At 43.3% G+C, this 20,728-nt stretch carries 17 protein-coding genes and 1 pseudogene; 7 read left to right on the top strand and 11 right to left on the bottom strand.

What is annotated here, in order from left to right; genetic code table 11:
• Window positions 1-38: 38 nt before the first annotated feature.
• The 4 genes from BJP37_RS43590 to trpB all read right to left on the bottom strand — a co-directional run bounded on the left by BJP37_RS43590 (window position 39) and on the right by trpB (window position 6,318).
• Window positions 39-161, bottom strand: a complete 123-nt coding sequence (locus tag BJP37_RS43590) for a hypothetical protein (protein ID WP_269087009.1) — start codon at window positions 159-161, stop codon at window positions 39-41.
• A 45-nt stretch (window positions 162-206) separates the two neighbouring features.
• On the bottom strand, window positions 207-3,584 hold the full coding sequence (locus BJP37_RS16725) for an ATP-binding protein (RefSeq protein WP_075900428.1): 3,378 nt from the start codon (window positions 3,582-3,584) through the stop codon (window positions 207-209).
• A gap of 288 nt (window positions 3,585-3,872) precedes the next feature.
• Window positions 3,873-4,523, bottom strand: a complete 651-nt coding sequence (locus tag BJP37_RS16720; protein WP_070393481.1) for a ribonuclease H-like domain-containing protein — start codon at window positions 4,521-4,523, stop codon at window positions 3,873-3,875.
• A gap of 529 nt (window positions 4,524-5,052) precedes the next feature.
• Complete coding sequence (gene trpB / locus BJP37_RS16715; protein WP_198954075.1) at window positions 5,053-6,318, bottom strand: tryptophan synthase subunit beta; 1,266 nt, start codon at window positions 6,316-6,318, stop codon at window positions 5,053-5,055.
• A 168-nt stretch (window positions 6,319-6,486) separates the two neighbouring features.
• On the opposite strand from trpB, the gene BJP37_RS16710 reads away from it, so the two are divergent.
• The gene (locus tag BJP37_RS16710; RefSeq protein WP_070393480.1) at window positions 6,487-6,804 is read left to right on the top strand and encodes a DUF4342 domain-containing protein; all 318 of its coding nucleotides are present in this window, start codon (window positions 6,487-6,489) and stop codon (window positions 6,802-6,804) included.
• A 152-nt stretch (window positions 6,805-6,956) separates the two neighbouring features.
• Here the strand turns inward: BJP37_RS16710 and BJP37_RS41960 are convergent, their stop codons facing one another.
• The 3 genes from BJP37_RS41960 to BJP37_RS39340 all read right to left on the bottom strand — a co-directional run bounded on the left by BJP37_RS41960 (window position 6,957) and on the right by BJP37_RS39340 (window position 7,906).
• Window positions 6,957-7,157: a hypothetical protein gene (locus BJP37_RS41960; protein ID WP_075900426.1), complete on the bottom strand. Its 201-nt coding sequence runs from the start codon at window positions 7,155-7,157 to the stop codon at window positions 6,957-6,959.
• Between the two features lie 71 nt (window positions 7,158-7,228).
• Entirely contained in the window at window positions 7,229-7,498 is a 270-nt protein-coding gene (gene pedR, locus BJP37_RS16700; protein ID WP_075900424.1) for a photosynthetic electron transport-dependent transcriptional regulator PedR, read from the bottom strand.
• A gap of 258 nt (window positions 7,499-7,756) precedes the next feature.
• Window positions 7,757-7,906 (bottom strand): hypothetical protein, encoded by a 150-nt coding sequence (locus BJP37_RS39340; protein WP_158069620.1) that lies wholly within the window; start codon window positions 7,904-7,906, stop codon window positions 7,757-7,759.
• A gap of 3 nt (window positions 7,907-7,909) precedes the next feature.
• Here BJP37_RS39340 and BJP37_RS16695 point away from each other — a divergent pair, with 3 nt between their 5' ends.
• The gene (locus BJP37_RS16695; RefSeq protein WP_075900422.1) at window positions 7,910-9,610 is read left to right on the top strand and encodes a serine hydrolase; all 1,701 of its coding nucleotides are present in this window, start codon (window positions 7,910-7,912) and stop codon (window positions 9,608-9,610) included.
• 70 nt (window positions 9,611-9,680) lie between these two features.
• A complete protein-coding gene (locus BJP37_RS16690) occupies window positions 9,681-10,964 on the top strand; it encodes a class I SAM-dependent methyltransferase (protein WP_075900420.1) in 1,284 nt (427 codons plus the stop codon).
• 338 nt (window positions 10,965-11,302) lie between these two features.
• On the opposite strand, the gene BJP37_RS45060 is transcribed toward BJP37_RS16690, so the two are convergent.
• On the bottom strand, window positions 11,303-11,410 hold the full coding sequence (locus tag BJP37_RS45060) for an AraC family transcriptional regulator (RefSeq protein ID WP_143727645.1): 108 nt from the start codon (window positions 11,408-11,410) through the stop codon (window positions 11,303-11,305).
• Window positions 11,411-11,574: 164 nt separating this feature from the next.
• A complete protein-coding gene (locus tag BJP37_RS16685; RefSeq protein WP_075900418.1) occupies window positions 11,575-12,399 on the bottom strand; it encodes an NAD-dependent epimerase/dehydratase family protein in 825 nt (274 codons plus the stop codon).
• An 846-nt stretch (window positions 12,400-13,245) separates the two neighbouring features.
• Here BJP37_RS16685 and BJP37_RS16680 point away from each other — a divergent pair.
• Together BJP37_RS16680 and BJP37_RS16675 are read left to right on the top strand one after the other, a co-directional pair.
• Window positions 13,246-14,038: pseudogene (locus tag BJP37_RS16680) on the top strand (IS5 family transposase).
• 725 nt (window positions 14,039-14,763) lie between these two features.
• A complete protein-coding gene (locus tag BJP37_RS16675; RefSeq protein WP_075900416.1) occupies window positions 14,764-15,111 on the top strand; it encodes a hypothetical protein in 348 nt (115 codons plus the stop codon).
• Between the two features lie 199 nt (window positions 15,112-15,310).
• On the opposite strand, the gene BJP37_RS16670 is transcribed toward BJP37_RS16675, so the two are convergent.
• Window positions 15,311-16,849 (bottom strand): DUF3084 family protein, encoded by a 1,539-nt coding sequence (locus BJP37_RS16670; RefSeq protein ID WP_075900414.1) that lies wholly within the window; start codon window positions 16,847-16,849, stop codon window positions 15,311-15,313.
• Window positions 16,850-17,634: 785 nt separating this feature from the next.
• Complete coding sequence (locus BJP37_RS16660) at window positions 17,635-18,249, bottom strand: GUN4 domain-containing protein (protein WP_229415336.1); 615 nt, start codon at window positions 18,247-18,249, stop codon at window positions 17,635-17,637.
• A 726-nt stretch (window positions 18,250-18,975) separates the two neighbouring features.
• Between BJP37_RS16660 and BJP37_RS16655 the strand changes: the two genes are divergently transcribed.
• Together BJP37_RS16655 and fraC are read left to right on the top strand one after the other, a co-directional pair.
• Complete coding sequence (locus tag BJP37_RS16655; protein ID WP_070393471.1) at window positions 18,976-20,100, top strand: RNA-guided endonuclease InsQ/TnpB family protein; 1,125 nt, start codon at window positions 18,976-18,978, stop codon at window positions 20,098-20,100.
• Between the two features lie 62 nt (window positions 20,101-20,162).
• Window positions 20,163-20,723 (top strand): filament integrity protein FraC, encoded by a 561-nt coding sequence (fraC, locus tag BJP37_RS16650; protein ID WP_075900410.1) that lies wholly within the window; start codon window positions 20,163-20,165, stop codon window positions 20,721-20,723.
• Window positions 20,724-20,728 lie beyond the last annotated feature (5 nt).

Below are 20,728 nucleotides of genomic sequence, written 5' to 3'. Positions count from 1 at the left end.
ATCTGTCTGATGCACTGCCCACCCTACATCTATTGTGGTTAATCCTTGGTGGGCAGTGCCGAGCCAGCCGATGGTAAGCACATCAATCTGTCTGATGCACTGCCCACCCTACATCTACATCTCCCCATCTCCCCATCTCCCCACACTCCCCATCTCCCCATCTCCCTATTCCCTATTCCCTGTTCCCTGTTCCCTCTAATACCAATTCAAGTAATCACAATATCCAATTCCGACACCCCAAACACCCTGGCTTTAGCACACCGTTCAATATAAAGTTCAACCACCCGGTCTTGGTGATTACTCTGTAAAAGTTGCTCAAAAATCCGTTGCGCCTGAGCAAAGTCTTCTTCTACATAATAGGCAACTGCTTCCTCAAACCGAGGATTTGTGTCGGACTTGAAAGCAATCAAATGCTCGGGATTAGCATCATACACTTCAAAGATTTCCACTGGTTGACTTTTACCCTTGACCTTAACTCGCCCTAGACACCGATAATGATAACTTTCTCGATTATCCAGATCAGTCAAGGTTGGTTTACTAATCAAAATCTCTGCTCCATAAATCTTGGTTAAACTTTCCAAACGGGATGCCAAATTTACAGTATCAGCAATCACGGTTGTATCCATCCGTTGAGATTCCCCCACTGTTCCTAAAATTAAACTCCCCTTGTGCAAACCAATACCACTCGCAATCGGTTCATAACCACTATTGTTCCGATGGGAGTTATAACTATAAACTTGCTTTTGCATCTCAATGGCTGCCTTTAGGGCATGATCAGCCTTTTCGGGAAACAACGCCATCACGGCATCACCAATATATTTATCAATGAAGCCGTTATAATTACGAATCACTGGACTGACTCGACTTAAATAGTCATTGATAAAATTAAAATTGTCTTGCGGTGACATCTTCTCTGATAAACTAGTAAAGGAGCGAATATCAGAAAAAAGTACTGTCATCTCTTTTTGGACATTGTCTCCTAATTGGACATCAATAATACTGTCCCTTTCTAAAAATTGCAGAAACTCCCGAGGCACAAAGCGTCCATAAGCTACATTAATTTTGGCTAACTGAAGATGGGTCTTAATTCGTGCTAGCAATTCATTTTTGGATATGGGCTTAGTTAAATAATCATTCGCTCCTGCTGCAAATCCTGCTACCAAATCTGAGATCTGATTTTTAGCGGTTAACAAGACTACGGGGAGTTCATTCGGTAGATATTTCTCACGGATTTTTTTACAGAACTCATAGCCGGTCATTTTCGGCATCATAATATCCAGTAAAATCAAGTCTGGTTTGTATCCTTGGGTAATTTTTGTGAATGCATCTTCGCCATTAACTGCTTTAGTAATCTTATAGTTTTGCAGATAAAGATGGTTGACCAAAACCTGAAGATTTACTGGTTCATCATCTACAATCAAGATTTTCAATGCTTTCATAGTTGGTGGTGATAAGGTCTGATCAGACATCAGGTGATCAGACATCAGGTGATCAGACATCAGGTGATCAGACATCAGGTGCTCAGATATCAGGTGCTCAGAGTCACTTGCCATTGCCAAATAATTCTGAACCTTGGAAACTTCCTCTCGCTGTTTCCTCTCTACTTTACCTGTTGATATCGGTAGGGTGAAACTAAACCGTGAGCCAAGGTTTGGGGTAGACTCCACATCAATATCTCCGCCGTGGAGCTGCACCAGTTTTTTAGTAACGGCTAAACCTAACCCCACTCCTCCATATTTCCTATTAATGGAGCCATCTCCTTGTTCAAAAGCTTCAAAAATTCGGTCTAATTTATCAGGTGGGATACCAATCCCTGTATCAGAAACGGTAATTTTAATATAAGACGTTACCACCTCTGCTGATACTTTAATCATACCACGTTCAGTAAATTTAATGGCATTACCCACTAAATTATAGAGAATCTGTTGGAGTCGGTTTTCATCAGCATCCACAGGGGGAATAGATGAGGAAACTTGATTAATCAATTGTATATTTTTATTAGCCACAAGGGGACGAGATAGCAATAAAACAACTTCTGTTATTTCTCGCATCCCCACTGGCTTTATTTTAAGGTTAATTTGTTTATGCTTGAGGGCAGAAAAATCTAGTAAATCGTTAACAAGCTGAGTTAACCGTTTGCCACTAGATACAATCAGAGAAAGATTCGATGCTGTTGAATGGGATAACTCACCTGTTGCTCCATCAATCAAGGATTCAGCAATGCCAATAATACCATTCAGAGGCGTTTTAAGTTCATGAGATGTGTTGGCTAAGAATTCATTTTTGAGCTGATCCATTTCCTGAAGAGCAGCGTTCTTAGTTTCTAGCTTCTGGTTATATTCCTGTAGCAGTCGCCTGGTTTCAGCAAATCGTCGTTCTAAAATTAATCCTAAGGATAAGATAAACAGCAACATTCCCCAAGGATAGAATCGCTGATACCAATTTTCCAGTTCAAAGCGATAAACTAAAATATCATGCATTCCTCCTAAAACCAGGATAGATAATCCTGAAATAAATAGTTTCGCATAATAGTTTTTCTGAGTGATAGCTATAGGAATAGCATGGAGCAATAAAATTATTGTACTAGTCAGGATCAGGTAGTGATCAATATATATGTCATACAACCAGGAACTGTTGTAGATAACAATTAATCCTAAAGAAATTACGGAATAAATTAGGTGAATTTGCCATAACCGCTGGATAATGGAAAAATAGCCTGAGCCAAATATTTGTTCAAAACCAATAAGGGTGAGAATAGGCAGAAAACAAAAAGCCGTATATCGAGTATGCTCCCAATTCAGGGAATCCTTAAATAATAAGGGAATAATGGTTGATTGGCTAAGGTTGTAAACGCCACTAGCTATGGCTAATAATCCAAAGGCTAGAATTAATCCTTTATCTTGAGACCTGAATAAACAGGTTAAACTAAACCACAGCCCAATTAAAATAAAAATACATCCTAAAACGGTGCTGATTTCGTCTTTGAACAAACACCGAATTACGTTAAATTTAGAACCAATAACTATCCGGTCGAAAAATCCGATGTAAATAGACTGATCAGTCCCGACATAAACATTAATGAACAATGATTTGCCGGAAAAATTTGAATCAAGAGGAACAATTGGCCATTGATACCCGTCACCATTAGCTGGAGGCAATGAGTTGGGGGATAATCGGGTATAAATCAGTTGCTGATCTAAATAAGCTTCTAGTATATTCGGAACTGCTCCGAGATAAAGAGTGGGAGATTGCCATTTACCCTCTGGTAACCTAACCCCTAACCAAACATTGTTTTGCTGTTGATCTTGCTGTGACTTCCATAGTCTTTCTGGAAATGTAAATGGTTGCCAGCAAGGGTCGCTCTTGGCAATCTCGACCTTAGTACAAAGCTTGGCATTCCGGAGGTTATTGATAGAAACATCACCCCAGAGATAGTGCCATCCTTTGGTAATCTCCAATGGCGGCAAGGTTTTAGATGCCTGAGATTGTGCTTGACTAGGTGCGATGGTTAATAGACTAATCAGTACTGATATCAAAAAAGCGCCCAAACACAAGAGGATTTGGGCACGTTTCCAACTAAACATACGTTTCACTGGTATCTGCTGGAGGGGCTATGGGTGAGACCCCCCTCTACTAGTTTAAGTTGGATCAAGGAGCTTGGAAACTGTTTGTTAAACTTTGCTTAAATCAGCCCCTTAGGGTGGATTAGGCGGTGAGTACTTTAGCGGTGCGACCCCGGTCGGGTTTCCCGACAAGCATGAACGCGCACCAAGAGAAAAGCTCACCTTTTCACAGAGCTGTCCACCGTAACCCACCAATATTGAGCTACTTAAGCGGTCATTAGATTTACTTTGTAAACAGTCTCTGATTATTCAATGTTCAAATACATCTCGATAGTGCAACAAATCGAGAGATACCATAGTTGGTAACGCCTCAAAGCACTGTTGAGCTAGTTCCCAACGGTCTTCCCGTTCCAGCATATTGATCAGTTTTTGCCGCACATTTAACAAGTAGCGTACATCATTAGCAGCGTATTCCAACTGCTGATCGGAGAGATTAGCAACATTACCCCAGTCAGAACTCTGAGCACTTTTATCCAAATCTATCCGTTCTAGCTCTTTGACCAATTCTTTGAGACCATGGCTACTAGTATAGGTGCGGGCTAATTTACTAGCAATCTTGGTGCAGAATACAGGATTGACTTCAATACCGAGATTTTGCCTAAGCATAGCGACATCAAACCGAGCAAAGTGAAAGACTTTGAGCACATTAGTCGCTTCTAACAACTGTTTTAATCGGGGTGCTTCTGTTTGTCCTTTGTCAATGCGGACAAAGGTGACTCGTCCTCGTGGATCACACAGCTGTACAAGACATAAGCGATCGCGTTGGTAAATCAGTCCCATGGTTTCCGTATCCACGGCGAGGGAATCTGCGGTTAGATACTGTTGACATATAGATTCGGGTAAATCGCGATCGCAAACTTGAAAATCCTTCAATTCTTCGATTACAGTTGTGTTGGTCATTGTTTCAAAGGTTATGGGTTGTTGTTTCTAGAAGCTTGTTGGATGGGATAGTGTTTGATGCGATAGTTTTGATGGGATAATTTTTGATGGGATAGTATTGTTAGGGATAACTCCCAGAATTTGGTTTATTCGATGCTCCTATGGGGTACCGTTTCTGTTCCCATGATCAGAAAGTCTACGGCATAGTTATTCGTGAAGATGACAGTAACCACTGAGACTAACCACTACCGGTAGTGTTAGTTAGTAGTGTTAGTTAGTAGTGTTAGTTAGTAGTGTTAGTTATCCCTTTAAAGTGATGTTATAGCACCATAACTAGCAACTAAATCACAGTGGTTACTATAGTTAACGACCCTTGATAAAAACTTGGGTTAATTCCACAGTAAAGATCAGCATTCCCAAACTAATCTTGAGCAATGGTGTTGGCATGAGCAGGCTGGCTAAAATCTGGGCTCTAATTTATAGGAATTACTGTATCGTAGTTTACAATTTACCCTTGACATTCCACATGTCCTAATTATTTTTTATTTTTTTAATCTTTCGAGGTCTGAGCTGACATAAATTTAGCAACAGTTTGCACATCCTTATCACCCCGACCGGAACAGTTAATCACGAGCTGGGGATTACCACTGAGTTGGGGACACAGAGTTTCGAGATATGCGATCGCATGAGATGTTTCCAGTGCCGGTATAATTCCCTCCAGCTCAGACAACCGTTGAAACGCAGCCACCGCTTCTTGGTCTGTAACACTATAATACTCTGCCCGACTGCTATCCTTCAAATAGCTATGCTCAGGACCGACACCAGGATAGTCCAAGCCAGCACTAATAGAATGAGCTTCGAGCACCTGACCATCCTGGTCTTGCAGCAAATAACTCATTGCCCCGTGCAACACTCCTGGTCGTCCCTTAGTTAGGGTAGCCGCATGTTTAGCAGAATCCACACCAGCGCCTGCTGCTTCCACGCCAATCAACCGCACAGAGGGTTCATTAACAAACTCATGGAACAGGCCCATGGCATTGGAGCCACCGCCTACACAAGCTAACAAAATATCTGGCAAACCTCCCCACTTTTCTAAGCATTGAGCGCGAGTTTCTTGCCCAATCACAGCATGGAAATCCCGTACCATCCTTGGGTAAGGATGAGGACCTGCCACTGACCCGAGGATATAGTGAGTAGTTTCGACATTTGTCACCCAGTCTCGAATCGCTTCCGAGGTGGCATCCTTGAGAGTACCCGTCCCTGCCGATACTGGTTGCACCGTTGCTCCCAGTAGCCGCATCCGAAACACATTCAGGGATTGCCGTTCCATGTCCTCAACGCCCATATAAATGACGCATTCGAGACCAAATCGAGCACATACTGTTGCGGTAGCCACACCATGCTGACCCGCTCCCGTTTCAGCAATGATGCGCCGCTTACCCATGCGCTGGGCTAGCAATACCTGAGCGAGAGCGTTATTAATTTTGTGAGCACCGGTGTGATTTAAATCTTCCCGTTTTAAATAAATCCGTGGTCCACTACCATCAGATTTGGTATAGTAGTTACTCAGACGTTCAGCAAAATAGAGAGGACTAGGACGTCCTACATAGTCTCGCAGCAGTTGTTGTAGTTCCTGTTGGAAATCCGGGTCATTACGGTATTGTTCAAAAGACTGCTCTAGTTCACTTAGAGCAGGCATCAGGGTTTCTGGAACATACTTGCCACCAAATTTCCCAAAACGTCCCAAAGCGTCCGGTTGTTGGGTCTGGTGATCCCTATGGTCACCGATACTAAGGGGTAGGGGTGTTTTAGTCACAGCGGTGTTACACAATTTCTAGAACGAACATCTCGACTATTTATTATAAAACCCAAAATCCCTTACCACCAGTCCTTAAGCATTTTGTATCAACATTAACAATTATTTTTGAGTTAATGTAGAAAAGTAATCACCATAATGACCAAGTCGGTGCCTAAGTAGATTACCATGAATGAACCAACTGATCAACAAATTAACAATCACTCCAATTCTGTAGAGCCAGATGTTCAGCCAAAGGTCAGTGTCGAAGAATTCAGTATTAGTGGTAATGACCTGATTGACAAAGTTAAAGACCTAATTGATCAGGGTAATATTCGCCGAATTATCATCAAAAATGACCAGGAGCGGATTTTGTTGGAGATTCCGCTAACTTTTGGAGTATTAGGAGGAGTTACTGCTATTTTCTTGGCTCCTTGGTTACTCGCCCTGGGAGCGATCGGGGCATTGGCGGCTCGATTGAAAGTAGTGGTAGAACGAAAGGAATAGCAGTCTAGATACCGTAGATATCTACCCTAACGCCTAAACAGGTATGGGAGATCCTAGAGAAAGATTGCCTGCGATCGCTAAAAATATCTTAAGATATACTTAAGATATACCTTGAGTGATCAGCTTTTAGTGATCAGCAGTCAGCCAAAAGCCTAGAAGTCACTCTGGACAACTAAACTAATTATGCCAGTGCGACTTATATAATCATTGGTTTCTTGCTCTGTAGCTGGGCGGTTGCGAGTGGCACTGAGTTGCTGAACTGGTGGCTTGAACAAAGGAACCTGAACAAAGCAACCTGAGCAAAGCAACCTGAGCAAAGCAACCTGAGCAAAACTGCCTAATCCTAGCTTCAAGCCGACTCTGAAAACTATCAGTCAGTAAGTAATGATTCAATAATCTCCGGGACTGGATATAGTGAGTGGTCTCACTGAGTTTGACCGGGGGCTGGTAAAGGACAGCAATTGACATCATTCAAGCAAACTTTGCCCCACTTTAAGGCCCAACGAACCAAACCCACCCGGTTATCAGTGCAGGTTTTGGTCAGAATGTTACTGATATGATTATCAACAGTGCGCTTACTGATTGCCAGCTGGTGAGCAATCTCGAGATTGGTTAAACCAGCCGCTACATGTTCGATGATTTGCAATTCGCGGTAAGACAGAATTGCGGGAGTCTGGGATTTACCACTAGCCATAAGTAATTTTTCTCTAGTAGATATACCTATCTTATCTAATTTTACCGCCAACGGTGAACCGCTTCACGATATCTCCTATGGGTGAATTAACAGATTATCAGTAAACCGGACAAGGAGGAATTGCGGAAAGGTGAGTGGGAAGAGTGTGGGAAGTGTGGGAGGAGTATGGGAAGTGTGGGAAGTGTGGGAAGTGTGGGAAGTGTGGGGAGTTAGATGAGCAACTGGCGTCGGAACGTAAGCTTATGGGCGACGCGCACGCTACTTGAGGTGCTTATGGGCGACGCGCACGCTACACCGAACAACTTTCAGCCATTCCCGTAGCGTGGCCAACGGCCAAGGCTGACGGCTGACGGCTGACGGCTGAATGCTTACGTCGAAACTTCTGAAATTAACATCAATGGAGAGCAACTAATGGAAGGTCTTAGTGATTTTATCAACGAGAGAATGGAAGAGTGGAAAGTCCCAGGGCTGGCAGTCGCTATTGTTCACGATAGCGAGATCATCTTTTGTGAGGGCTTTGGTTTTAGGGATGTAGAAAAAGGCTTAAAAGTAACCTCTAAAACCCTCTTTGCCATTGGGTCTTGCACTAAAGCGTTTACCACAATGGCTATGGGCATCTTGGCTGAGCGAGGAAAATTAGATTGGGATAAACCGGTTAGACATTATCTGCCCACGTTTAAATTATACGATTCCTATGCTAGTGAACACATGACTCTCCGTGACCTAGTCACTCATCGTTCTGGCTTACCCCGTCACGATGCGATCTGGTATAACAGTTCTTTGACTCGTAAAGAAATAGTTGAGCGCTTACAGTATCTCGAACCTAATCATGAATTGCGGAGTGTCTATCAGTATCAAAATTTGATGTACATGACGGCTGGCTACTTAGTCGGTGAAATTTCTGAGAGCAGCTGGGAAGAATTTGTTCAGCAGGAAATTTTTAATCCCTTGTCGATGGGAGACAGCAATTTTTCCGTTGTAAAATCCCAGGATACTGAGAATTTTTCCCTTCCTTATCGAGAGAAAGATGACGTAGTTAAAGCCATCCCATTTCGCAATGTTGACACCAGTGGTCCTGCTGGCTCTATTAATTCCAATGTTACTGATATGGCGAAGTGGCTTCTACTCCATCAAAACCAGGGAAACTATGAAGATAAGCAGATTATCAACCCTGGTATTTTGACTCAGATGTATACGCCACAAATGGTGATGCCGTCATCCCTTAAATATCCGGAAATCTGGCATTCCTCTTATGGATTAGGATGGATGCTCACTGCCTACCGAGGTCATAATCACGTTCAGCATGGGGGTGGTATTGACGGATTTTCTGCCCTAACAACGTTGATGCCTCAAGATAAAATTGGTGTGGTAGTTCTCACCAATCTCGAAAGAACCCCATTGCCAAGTATTATCACTTATCACATTTGCGATCGCTTACTCGGTCTCGACGAAGTTCCTTGGAATGAAAGGATTAAGAGTAAGGTTGAGGAAGCTAAACAAGCGGCTGTTCAAGGCAAACAAAACACCCAAGCACAGCGTAAAACTGACACTCAACCCTCACATCCCCTAGAAGATTACACAGGAGATTTTGAGCATCCCGGATACGGAATAGTTTCAATTGCGATCAAAGATCAGCAGTTAACGGCAACTCATAATTCAATTGTTTATGAACTAAAGCACTACCACTATGATAGTTTTGAATTACTATCAGAAATGCTTGATGATTATTTTCAACTATTATCTTTCTTTAATGACCCCAAAGGAACTATTCAAAAACTATCCATACCTCTAGAGCCGACGGTGAAGGATATTGTATTTGAACGGATGCCTGACCAAAGCATTTTAACCACTAGTTTTATGGAAAAATTTGTGGGTGACTATGACTTTTATGGTCAATCCCTGACTATCTTGATCAAAGATAATAAACTAGTTGCCTTATTAGCTGGTCAGCCAGAGATAGAGTTAGTTCCTTACCAAGGAACCGAATTTAATCTTAAAGATTTATCAGGATTTAGTATTAACTTCACTATCGATAATGGTGGGGTTGTAACTCAAGCAGTGATTACTCAACCCAATGGCGTATTCACGGCTAATAAAAAAGTGTCTACTTAAGCTATAAAAAAGGGAGTAGGGAGTAGGGAGTAGGGAGAAGAAAATTGACTGTACCTCAATACTATGTAAAATGTTGAATTCAAACCTTCCATCTACTCAACCCCTATCCAAGGTAATTGCTAATCACATTGCTACAGCACCCAACCAGCGAATTACCTTTGCCCAGTACATGGACTTAGCACTATACCATCCACAGCTAGGTTACTACGCCAGTGGTGCAGTTAACATTGGTTCATCAGGAGACTTTTTCACCTCACCCCACCTAGGAAAAGACTTCGGGGAATTACTTGCTGAACAGTTTGCCCAAATGTGGGATATCCTCGGACAACCTAATCCCTTTACCTTGATGGAAATGGGAGCAGGACAGGGACTCCTAGCAGCAGATGTTCTAGTTTACTTGCACCAGCACTACCCAGATTGCTATGGTGCCGTAAATTACATCATTGTGGAAAAGGCAACAGCAATGATTGCTCAACAGAAGCAGCTGTTGTTGAAACTAAACCTACCTAAACTCGACAATCACCAACACTCGTTACCTGTGCGGTGGTGTTCTTGGGAAGAAATACAAGACAATTCCGTGACTGGTTGCTGTTTTTCTAACGAATTGGTTGATGCGTTACCGGTACATCAAGTTGTGCTGCAAGCAGGAGATCTCAAAGAAATCTATATCGCAACTGTTGATCAGGATGGCGATGACATTAAGTTTGTAGAAGTTTTAGATACCCCTTCTACACCGCAACTGAGAGAGTATTTTGATTTGGTAGGTATTGATTTGTTCTCTGGTTCCTATCCAGAGGGTTATCGCTCTGAGGTGAATCTAGCAGCACTGGATTGGAAAAAAACGGTTGCGAAACGGTTAAACCAGGGATTTGTCCTAACTATTGATTATGGCTATCCAGCCCAAAAGTATTATTTGCCAGCCCGTGATCAGGGAACACTACAGTGTTATTATCGCCACCGGCACCACAATAACCCCTATAGTTATATCGGCCAACAAGACATTACTGCTCATGTGGATTTTACTGCCCTAGAGCGACAAGGAGAGTTATGTGGTTTGGGTAAGGTAGGTTTCACCAAGCAAGGTTTGTTTCTAATGGCATTGGGATTAGGCGATCGCATAGCTGCCCTTTCTGATCCGACAGAAGGGGGAAATGGGATTGGCCGTAGGTCACGCTACGCGAACGCAACAGCACAGGATGTTATCAGGATTATGCAGCGTCGCCAACGGTTACACCAGTTGATCGATCCCACCGGATTGGGTGGCTTTGGGGTTTTAATTCAAAGTAAGGGATTAACGCCATCAGCAGAACGGATGGCTCTTAAAGGGTTGACCGTACCACCGATCAGCTCATAGGGCTGCGCCCAGGGAAATAGAAAAGAGAGGGGAGTGTGGGGAGATGGGGAGATAGGGAGATGGGGAGATGGGGAGATAGGGAGATGGGGAGATAGGGAGATAGGGAGATGGGGAGATGGGGAGATTTTTATTAAAGGTAATTATCCGGACATTATATCTAGCGGTTCTCATAGTAATTTTCTGATAATAATAAGATAAACAAGATTTTTTCCCAATTCCCGATTCCCTACTCCCGATTCCCTACTCCCGATTCCCTACTCCCGATTCCCTACTCCCGATTCCCTACTCCCGATTCCCTACTCCCGATTCCCTACTCCCGATTCCCTACTCCCGATTCCCTACTCCCGATTCCCTACTCCCGATTCCCTACTCCCGATTCCCGATTCCCGATTCCCGATTCCCGATTCCCGATTCCCAATTCCCAATTCCCGATTCCCAATTCCCAATTCCCGATTCCCTAAAATCCCAAATCCTATCTATCACAAAAAATTCACACTTATTTTAGATAGTGTATTTGTTGAATCTTGGCTAGAGGCGATTCATGCACCAATCGCCTCGTTCCTTATATTTAGGCTAGTTTTCAGTAAACTAATCCCACCGAGTAATCAGATTAGAAAATTTTTTCTGGATGAATAAACTGGTAACCTGCATCAATTATCTTTTTATTTGACACTCGGGCATTGTAAGGTCGGGCTTTAGTAACGGAGGAATCCCAGGATACAGAGGGTAAGTTGTGCTGTTTAAATACTTTTTCAAGCAAGTCTTGATAAGTCAGTATTTGGTCATCTACTAGATTATAAATCCCTTGCAGTTGGTGAGAACGGACAAATTCTATCGCACCAACTATGTCATCTAGATGAATCCAATTGGTGACTTCTTGACCCGAACCCTCACGAGTAGTACCTGCGAATCGACCAAATATTTTGAGTAGTTCCCGCTTCGGACCATAAATTCCTCCCAGACGCAGGATACAAACCTTCAGATTAGGATTGGATGCTGATAGTAATACCTGCTCGGTTTCCGCCAGAATTTCATAATTGGGACTAGGGGGAGCAATCGGTGATGTTTCGTCTACCCAGCCTCCCTGTCGATCACCGTAGACAGCATAGCTTCCCGTGTAAATTAGCTGTCGTACCGTAGGAGCGGTTTTGAGCACAGAAACTAAGGTTTGGGCTGTGTCTAAGTAGGTTTCTTGATAGACCTTACCATTGGCAGCACCCACAGACAGAAGAATAATCTCCTGGTTTTTCACTACCGATTCTAAACCAATCGGGTCGTTTCCTTTAACCACAACCACTCGGTCAGCAATTGTTTTTAGTTCTGGGACGCGCTCAGGGGTAGTAGTGGTTACTGTAGTGGATAACCCTAACTCTTGATGCCAAAGGTGAGCAACGGCACTACCCACGTATCCACAACCAATGATTGCTACATTCATAGTTAGTATGTTTGAAAATTCGATTATTTTGACACTCTCCGCTCGCTTTGTGACGGGGATTCCTAGATCTACGACCGGCCTTAAACCTTCGTGTCCAAGTCTCTAACTCTGTCAGAAGTTTGGCAATATCTAAACCGAAATCCCGTCAAGACTAAGATTTTAGTTCAGTTCACGAAAGACCCAGCGGGCTAGTCTCCTTAGGCGTTTAGTTACTTTTTGAGAAGTGCCTTATGAAGTCCGTTGCTTCCCTGTTTCACCTGGTTCCGGCGTGCCGGAGACGAAACCTTAGAAGAGTGGAGCCTTAATCAAAAAGGTTAAAACTTTTTAATCATAGCCGACTAACTATAAAGGCTCCACTCTTCTTACGGTAACTTCTAACCCCGCCGTACCGTTTAGTTTCAAGTTGTGTCTTGCTGGGTTCACACACCAATTGTTAGTTGATGGTTGGGTTTTTAAGGAGGACTTTCCCTACCCTCCGAGCATTACTACTTTAAGGTCGAGCAGTGGCGGGTCTCTCTCCCGTTTGCGCCTCGGTTTTTCAGCCTGTACCCATATCTCACTTATACCCTAGCGCTAATGTATTGTCAACTTTTTGCCAATATTCGGTCTAGGCGACTAAAGTCTCAGCGAGCCTACATCCCGGAGACGAAACCTGTTTATTAGGGCAGCCTTAATCATAAAGTTTTAAACCTTTTATGCATAGCCGACCAACCATAAAGGCTGGCCTATTCTTGCGGTAACTTCTAACCCGGTTTAGAGGCTGTTTGAAAAGTATGAGAGAGAGTAAAAAAGCTCACACGGGGTAAAGTGTGATTAAGGAAAAATACACACAAGGCCGTGAGAGCAATGAGTAAAGTATATACGAGTAATCTGACTTATGATCCGTTTCAATTGATTAAGCCACTGCTGCCTCCAGCTTTGAAAGGGGGTCGTCGAAGCCGTGTCTGCATGTTCTCAGTCATCAACGCCATTTTCTACGTGGTCTAAGTGTGTAAATGGCGAGATCTGCCGGATGATTTTCCGGCCTGGCAGACAGTCTACACCTCCGCACCGTAACTGGCGCTTGGATGGAACTTGGGATGTGATTCATCAACGTTTACGAAGTTTGAACCGAGTCATGTCATGTCGAGTTGAAAGTCCGAGGGAGGTGCGCCATGGATAGTCAGAGTGTTCCCACTAGCACTCCGGGTGAATAAAGCTGTGGGTTACGACACATACATTGCAACCAAGGGACGAAAACGCAACACGGTAGTGGATACCTTGGGGCTAGTAATGTGCGTTAAGGTCACAGCAGCCAATGTTCCGGAAAGGGAAGCAGGCAAGCAAGTCAATGGCCGAAAACAGCATTTGGGAGAGCAGGTTCGTCGCCTCTATCTGGTAGTGGTGTCCGGAGGATATAGCGGTGAGCCTTTTCTACGGTAAGTCTAGGATACCAACGGAATGATTGTGCAACTCGTGCTGCGTCCCGAAGAATCCTTTGGTTTCATTCTCCTCAAAAAGCTAGTGGTGTTCGAGCGCACCTAGGGAAAGTGGAATTGGTATCGACGCGCTATCTCAAGATTATGAGTATTTGCCTCAAAACTCCGAGACCATGATTTACATCGCCATGATTCGTCTCATGGTTCGGCGCTTAGCATAATTTGCTACACCCCTACCCCTTTTCAAACAGCCTCTTAAAAACGCGGGGTTTTGGCTTGTGGGAATTCCCATAAAAAATCTTACCTTCGCGTAAGCTTTACCCCTTGGGTCTTTCCTTGAAAACTCTGCCTTTTTAAAACGGGGGTGAAACCTGAGCGTGTAGGGTGATTTTAACCGCCATGGATAGTTTTCTTGACATCTGGGTCTAATTGCGTTAAAATAATCTAGGATTAACAGAAAGTTTTAACAAGAGTAGGAACGCAAAATTTAGCAAGTAACAAAAGTTAAAAAAAAATAAGTTAATCAACTAATAAAGTAATAAACCAACAAGTTTAACCTATTGGTTAAACCAATAATTTAAAAATAAATTAAAAAAACAATAAGTTATTGCCCAAATCCTTCGTCCGTAGAGTAAAGTAAAAAGTATCGCCAGAGATAGGGTACTGCGTAATCCTTGCCTAACAATTTGGTCACCTAGGTCGGCTTAGAAGCAAAAAACTAGTTAGCTATCAACAGCCGTTTTGATAAACAAGTTACAGCAGGGAATGCGGAAAACTGGGTCAATAAGACCTAAAACCCTTCGGGAGATTTGCCCTCTAGCTTGGTTGGTATAAACCTTTCAGGTTATGGCGAGTATATCAACCGATAATCCCCCGTGCGAGCAATCCCTAGCACGGGGGAATGTCAAGATAGAAAAGTTTAGCTATCAGCAAGCCCCAGGTCTATATGGCTCGCTACACTCGTTCCATTAAAATCACTATTCCCCTTGATCGTCTTCTGCCGTTACTCATTGAGGTTCTAAAATCCTGCGATTTTGAAATTCTCTACGAGAGTGATGACTATATAATGGCAAGAGAGAGTCCGGGTAATATATCCTTTACCAAGCTGGTTACAGTGGACGTATTGATTGACAAATCGAAAGCCACTGCTCAACAAGTGCCCATCAATTTTGTCGTCAAAAATGAAGAGTTACCTCTACAGGTTAATAACCATTGTCGGCAAATGTTTGAGCTACTTCAGGAGGCAGTTAATAACAATCCCGATTGGCAAGTTGCGGAGGAGCTAGCTACTTAAAAAGTAAGTAATCAGCAATCAGCGTTTGAATAGCTTTTGAAGAAAAGAGGTAAGGATTCGAATAATGCTGAGTTACCTCACAGCGCTTGTGGCCTGTGCCACCTCGAACGAGGTTTATTTTCAGCTGACGGCTGACAGCTGACGGCTGACCGCTAACGGCTGACCGCTGACTGCTGACTGCTGACTGCTAACAACCTAGCTAGTTAACAATAGTTTTAAAAACATCTTCTCCATTGTAGCTCGCTACCAGCTGCATTTTTAAAGGACCAGCTGTGTAGGCAGTTTCTTGGGCAATAGCCTTGACATTAAGGGGTTGGCCATACTTCTCCAGCTGCTCAATAAAGTTGATGAGGGTGGTCAGCCGACCATCTCCAACTTGAATATCACCCAAAATCCCAGCGCGACGGGCACGGAACTCAGAGGCTGCCAATAACTGATCGAGGCGCTTGCGGATTTGTTCATTGGTCATAGTTGAGGGATTAGTGGAGATGGTAGCAAGGATATCACCCCCCTTAAAGACAACCTCATTGAGGGCTGCATCTGCAAATACTTGTATTGGTTTTTCCCCCTCAACGTAGTTACCTGCTGAAAGAATTCGCACCACGTAGTCTCTACCATCTTGAATCTGCTGGACTAACTGATCCACTTGTGCTTGAGTAATTTGCACCAGTGGCTCTTGGGAATTACTGCTACTAGCACGGGTAATGTCTACGGCTGTCTTATTGGCTTGGCTCAACAGTTGATCAACGGCTTGATTTACCGCTGTTGGATCGACAATTCGTACTACTCCGGAAGTGAGTACCTGACCACGAATTAAAGCAACATTTCCCTGACGCAGTACTTGATAATTCTGATAGTACTGTTCTAGAATTTCTAGTTCCCGTTTTAAAAAAGCAAGTTGTTTTTCTTGTGATTCAAGTTGTTTATTACGTTCAGCAAGTTGACGCTCCTTTTGTTTAAGTTGTTGTTCAAGTTCTTTAAGTTCTTGTTCGAGTTGTTTTAGGAACGTTTCACGCTGAGCAATGACTTTATCCCGTTCCGCAATTTTGCGGTCAAATTGTTTTATAGCTTGGTCTTTCTCAGCCAGCTCTTGCTCCCGCTGTTGGATCGTTTGGTCTTGTTTGAGGATAGCTTGGTCTCGCTCTTGGATAGCTTGGTCTCGCTCCAGCATTTCCTGATCCCGTTTCTTCACCAATTCTTTTAATTGAGTGATTTGGCTCTGGAGTTGGGTAATTTGTTCATTGAGTTGATTCCGCTGTTGGATTAGCAGCTGACGTTCCCCTAGGAGTGACTTAATTTCAGTACGCAGCACCCCAAGCTGAGCAGAGACATCTTTCAGTTGATTTTGAGCCTGTTGGAAATTTCGATTGGTTTCATCCAAACGCTTCTGAACCTCTATTTGCTCTGCTCTGGCGTCCTCTAACTGCTGCTCTACTCGATTTTTCTCATCCTCTAATTGGCTGACCTCCCGGCGAGCACTTCTAAGTTTTTTGAGGATATTATCAAGTTCAAAAATGCCATCCCGTAGAGACTCGCTGGTGGCAAACAAAATCCCCAAGGTCGAGGCGGAAATTAAGCCACCGGTGATAATTGTTACTACCGTGGCAGTAGTACGGGGACGTAGATTAAATAAACTCAACCGTGCTTTTCCTACTCGTGTACCCATGCGATCGCCTAAGGTAGCGAGTAACCCCCCCAACACCAAAATTGAGGCAATCAGGATATAAGCGCTGGTCATCTAAAGCCTCACGGGAGAGTGCAAACTACTATTATTTATATGGTCATTTCTGTGGTTGAGGAAACGCGAGTAGGCGATTTTAACCGCTGTCAAAGTACTACAATAATAGTTATACAAAAAAAACTTTAAGGTTGGCTGGGACTCCCAGTGGTGGGAAATTCCACTCAAAAGACAATCAATCGAAATTATTGATTGGCTACAGGCACGTAGTCTAGTTTTAGCCCCTGCCAGCAAAGGCTTTAAGGCTAGTGAATCAAACCACATACTTACAAACCACATACTTACAAACCACATACTTACAAACCACATACTTAAAGGTAACCTCAACCCCCACCACCATGAGAGAGTAGCGGTAATTGGCACTGCCTGATGGACTGCAAGCCTTTTGGTGTTACGGAAGGTTAGGTTGATGTGGTTGTTTCGAGCAATGGCTAACATTTGTTAGTTAACTCCTCCGAAGAATCTGCGCCTATGGAAGAGGGCAGAGTTTCAATACTGCATTGTTGTCTATCCAGATACAGCCTATCTCATAGCTGTACATAATTATGTTTGTTTATGGTAAACGGAAACGATTTATCGACTTCCAGCACCAGCAGTAGGGCGTGGGGATTAACCCATAGACTAACAAATTATTCCTAGTTTGTACAAAGCGTGCTCCAAACAATAGACCTGGTAGTTTTGATTTATCAAACTAACCTTGAAATCCCTAAAATCTTTATATAATTTGTAGCAAAGATTTTTGTTTAAAATTTTTGTTTAAAGAATTTTTCCTTGGGCTGTAACGCTTATATGCTACACTCTAAAAGTCTTTGCATCAATGAAGTATACCACGCCTCACACCCTACCCGAGATAACCACACGATACCGGATACAGACCGATGATTACTCCAGATGAATGCCATACAGACGGGTAGGTGTCCCATCTGGGCATCTAGATTCCATTTGATTTTACTATAGGCTATCCACTCTCCCCTGACTCTCCAACCGATGCGTTCACCTAGCCTAACGCAGTCTCCTCCGGCCTCTTGATAAATGGACTGCTGAACACTAAGCCCAAAGTGTCCTTGGCTGTATCTTACCCAAAGCTGGTCAATGGTCAGCAGGTCAGCACAGGGAAATGTTTTGAGAGACTCTACATCTAGCCATTTTTCAGCTTCTCGACCTGCTGCTTCCAATAGTACCCTGGCTGTCTCTAGGTCGGCTTCTTTCCACTTGCCTGCTGCTAGTACATCTCGCAGTTTAGTGTAGTCTAATCCTTTTTCAGAATGCAGTTTGAGTTCAGGTTCATAGTGATGTCGTGTCATAGGTTTGCGCCATGATGATGGGAGTTGATCAGCAAAGATATAGTAAAGATCTAGTTTTGGCTTTTCTGTCAGGTGTGGGGTACACCCATCAACCATAGCATTGCCCCAAGAGTCAACTACCAGACACTGACGGCAAAGTCATACAGCAATAATCCATAAATTCTAGGTATTAGGCATTTGGTATTAGGTATGAGGGACAACAGGGGTACTTGACAACTTTCGTGCTAACCGAGAGGATCGCCAAGTTACAACAGAACCCTGAACCCTAGAGCCTAAACCCTAAATTATATTCGCGAAGCGTGACCGCAGGTCAAACAGGTATCTAAGAGAGAAAATATGTAACAAAATGCGTTGGTGTAGCGTGACCAAAGGTCAATCGCGTAGCGGCGACCTAGGAGCATCGCTTAGCGTGGCCTACGGCCAATCGCATCTTTACAGATGTTCCTTGTCGTGCTTCAATGTATAGCCTGTGGTTAAGGAGTTTAACAGGAAACCCGCCAGAAAAGGCTTAGGGGTAAGACCCCTCATTCAAATTCACTACCAGTATCCGAAAATTACTGGTAGTCTAATTTAATGAACATCAGACCTGCTCCCGTTTAGTTGCTCCATTTCTGTTGACGGTTGACACACAATAATCAACTGTAAAGTGTCAACATAAGGTGTCAACACAAGGTGTCAACATAAGGTGTCAACATAAGGTGTCAACAAAACCAAGTTTCACCGAATCGTGCAGGTAAAATGTGGCTCAAAGGGTTTTTAATGCAAATTCTTACGTTGGAGTGGCAACAAAAACACGAAAAACATCACTAAGGGTGATTAAACATGCACAAAGCTATCAAGACCAAACTAAAACTGAATAATCAGCAAAAAACTTTGATGGCTAAACACGCTGGCTATTCTCGGTGGGTTTATAACTGGGGACTGGCTTTATGGCAGCAAGCTTACTCAGAAGGTCTAAAACCATCAGCAAGTAAGCTGAGGAAGCTTTTTACCAACCATGTCAAACCCCAGTACCCTTGGATGAATGAACTATCCTCTAAAGTCTATCAATATGCTTTTATTGCCCTAGGCGTTGCCTATAAACGTTTCTTCAAGGGGCTAGGAGGATATCCAAAATTCAAAAAGAAAGGGAGAAATGACAGTTTTACGATTGACAACTCTGGTAAGTCGATTAATTTATCAGGCATAAGACATAAGTTACCCAAGTTAGGTTGGGTGAGAACTTATGAGCCATTACCAGAGATAACGACCAAGAAAATAACTATTTCTAGGCAAGCTGACGGTTGGTATGTGAGTTGTCATTATGAACACGAACCATTAGCGACCCCCAAATTAAAAGATGTGGTAGGGGTAGATTTAGGAATCAAGGAATTAGCTGTACTCAGTACTGGCATTGTGTTCCCAGGTTCTAAGCCCTATGGTCAAGCCCAGAAGCAACTAGTCAGATGCCAGCGTGACCTATCGAGAAAAATTAAAGGTTCAAACAATTGGTACAAGGCAGTCAATCGACTAGGTAAGAAACATCAAAAAGTAGCTAATATCCGCAAAAATACATTAAACCAACTCACTACTTATTTAGCTAAGAACCACGGCACGGTAGTGATTGAAGACTTAAATGTATCTGGAATGATGGCTAATCATAGGCTAGCTGCCTCTATGGCTGACCAAGGGTTTTACGAGTTCAAGAGACAGCTTGAATACAAATGTCAATGGTATGGCTCACAGTTAGTCATGGTTGACAGATTTTACCCATCATCTCAACTGTGTTCAAGCTGTGGGCATCGTCAAAAGATGCCACTGAAAATCAGGACTTATAACTGTCCTGAGTGCGGGTTAAGTCTCGACAGAGATTTAAACGCAGCAATTAATTTGAGAAACGCCGTAGGCTCTACGGTGTCTGCCTGTGGACGGAGTGCTGCCGACAGTTCCGGAAGAAGCAGGAAGTAAACAGCTTTAACGAGCTAAGCGCGAGTTTTGTATAAGTTTTATGGAGCAGCAAACCTAAAATTATGGCACCTGTATGGCCCCTACAGACGGTCGTGTTTCAAATTCTCTTCCTGCTGGTGGTAATTGCGGTGGAAGGGGTAGTCTTACAACGAGGGCTAAAACTCAACCGCAAAACCAGCATGCAGCAAGCAGCATCGATTAATCTACTTTCCACCATTGTAGGTTGGTGGTGTTTTTTTGCCCTTCACGACCAACTCCCTGCGGCATTTCAAGGCCAGATGATTAGTTATATCTTTTTCGATCACTTTTCAGAGGATAAGCCAGACAATTTTTATGCTCTTATCGCTATCAGTGTGATCGCAATTTTCTTTATTTCCTTTATTATTAAGCTGGCAGGGCTGAGGTTACTCAAAATCTTTTTAGAACTAGCTGAAGATCAGGCAACTGGTTCCAAATCGGCTTCTGATGAGGAAAAATCATTATCCTTTAGGCGCTCTGGTCAGAGAGGATCGGGTGGGGAAAATCGAGCTATGGTCGTCCTCATTGCTAATTCCTGTAGCTATAGCGCTATCTTACTGCTTTTGTTTCTGCGTTTCCTTTATGTCAACCCCATTAGTGGATAACTAGC

This window comes from Moorena bouillonii PNG (genome assembly GCF_001942495.1).
GTDB lineage: Bacteria > Cyanobacteriota > Cyanobacteriia > Cyanobacteriales > Coleofasciculaceae > Moorena > Moorena bouillonii.
This window is presented reverse-complemented; position numbering and strand designations above follow the sequence as displayed.

Coding starts and splice junctions, on each gene's coding strand:
- BJP37_RS43590 (WP_269087009.1), bottom strand. CDS start 161: ATGGGGAGATGGGGAGTGTGGGGAGATGGGGAGATGGGGAGATGTAGA.
- BJP37_RS16725 (WP_075900428.1), bottom strand. CDS start 3,584: ATGTTTAGTTGGAAACGTGCCCAAATCCTCTTGTGTTTGGGCGCTTTT.
- BJP37_RS16720 (WP_070393481.1), bottom strand. CDS start 4,523: ATGACCAACACAACTGTAATCGAAGAATTGAAGGATTTTCAAGTTTGC.
- BJP37_RS16710 (WP_070393480.1), top strand. CDS start 6,487: ATGAATGAACCAACTGATCAACAAATTAACAATCACTCCAATTCTGTA.
- pedR (WP_075900424.1), bottom strand. CDS start 7,498: ATGGCTAGTGGTAAATCCCAGACTCCCGCAATTCTGTCTTACCGCGAA.
- BJP37_RS16695 (WP_075900422.1), top strand. CDS start 7,910: ATGGAAGGTCTTAGTGATTTTATCAACGAGAGAATGGAAGAGTGGAAA.
- BJP37_RS16690 (WP_075900420.1), top strand. CDS start 9,681: ATGTTGAATTCAAACCTTCCATCTACTCAACCCCTATCCAAGGTAATT.
- BJP37_RS16685 (WP_075900418.1), bottom strand. CDS start 12,399: ATGAATGTAGCAATCATTGGTTGTGGATACGTGGGTAGTGCCGTTGCT.
- BJP37_RS16675 (WP_075900416.1), top strand. CDS start 14,764: ATGGCTCGCTACACTCGTTCCATTAAAATCACTATTCCCCTTGATCGT.
- BJP37_RS16670 (WP_075900414.1), bottom strand. CDS start 16,849: ATGACCAGCGCTTATATCCTGATTGCCTCAATTTTGGTGTTGGGGGGG.
- BJP37_RS16660 (WP_229415336.1), bottom strand. CDS start 18,249: ATGGTTGATGGGTGTACCCCACACCTGACAGAAAAGCCAAAACTAGAT.
- BJP37_RS16655 (WP_070393471.1), top strand. CDS start 18,976: ATGCACAAAGCTATCAAGACCAAACTAAAACTGAATAATCAGCAAAAA.
- fraC (WP_075900410.1), top strand. CDS start 20,163: ATGGCACCTGTATGGCCCCTACAGACGGTCGTGTTTCAAATTCTCTTC.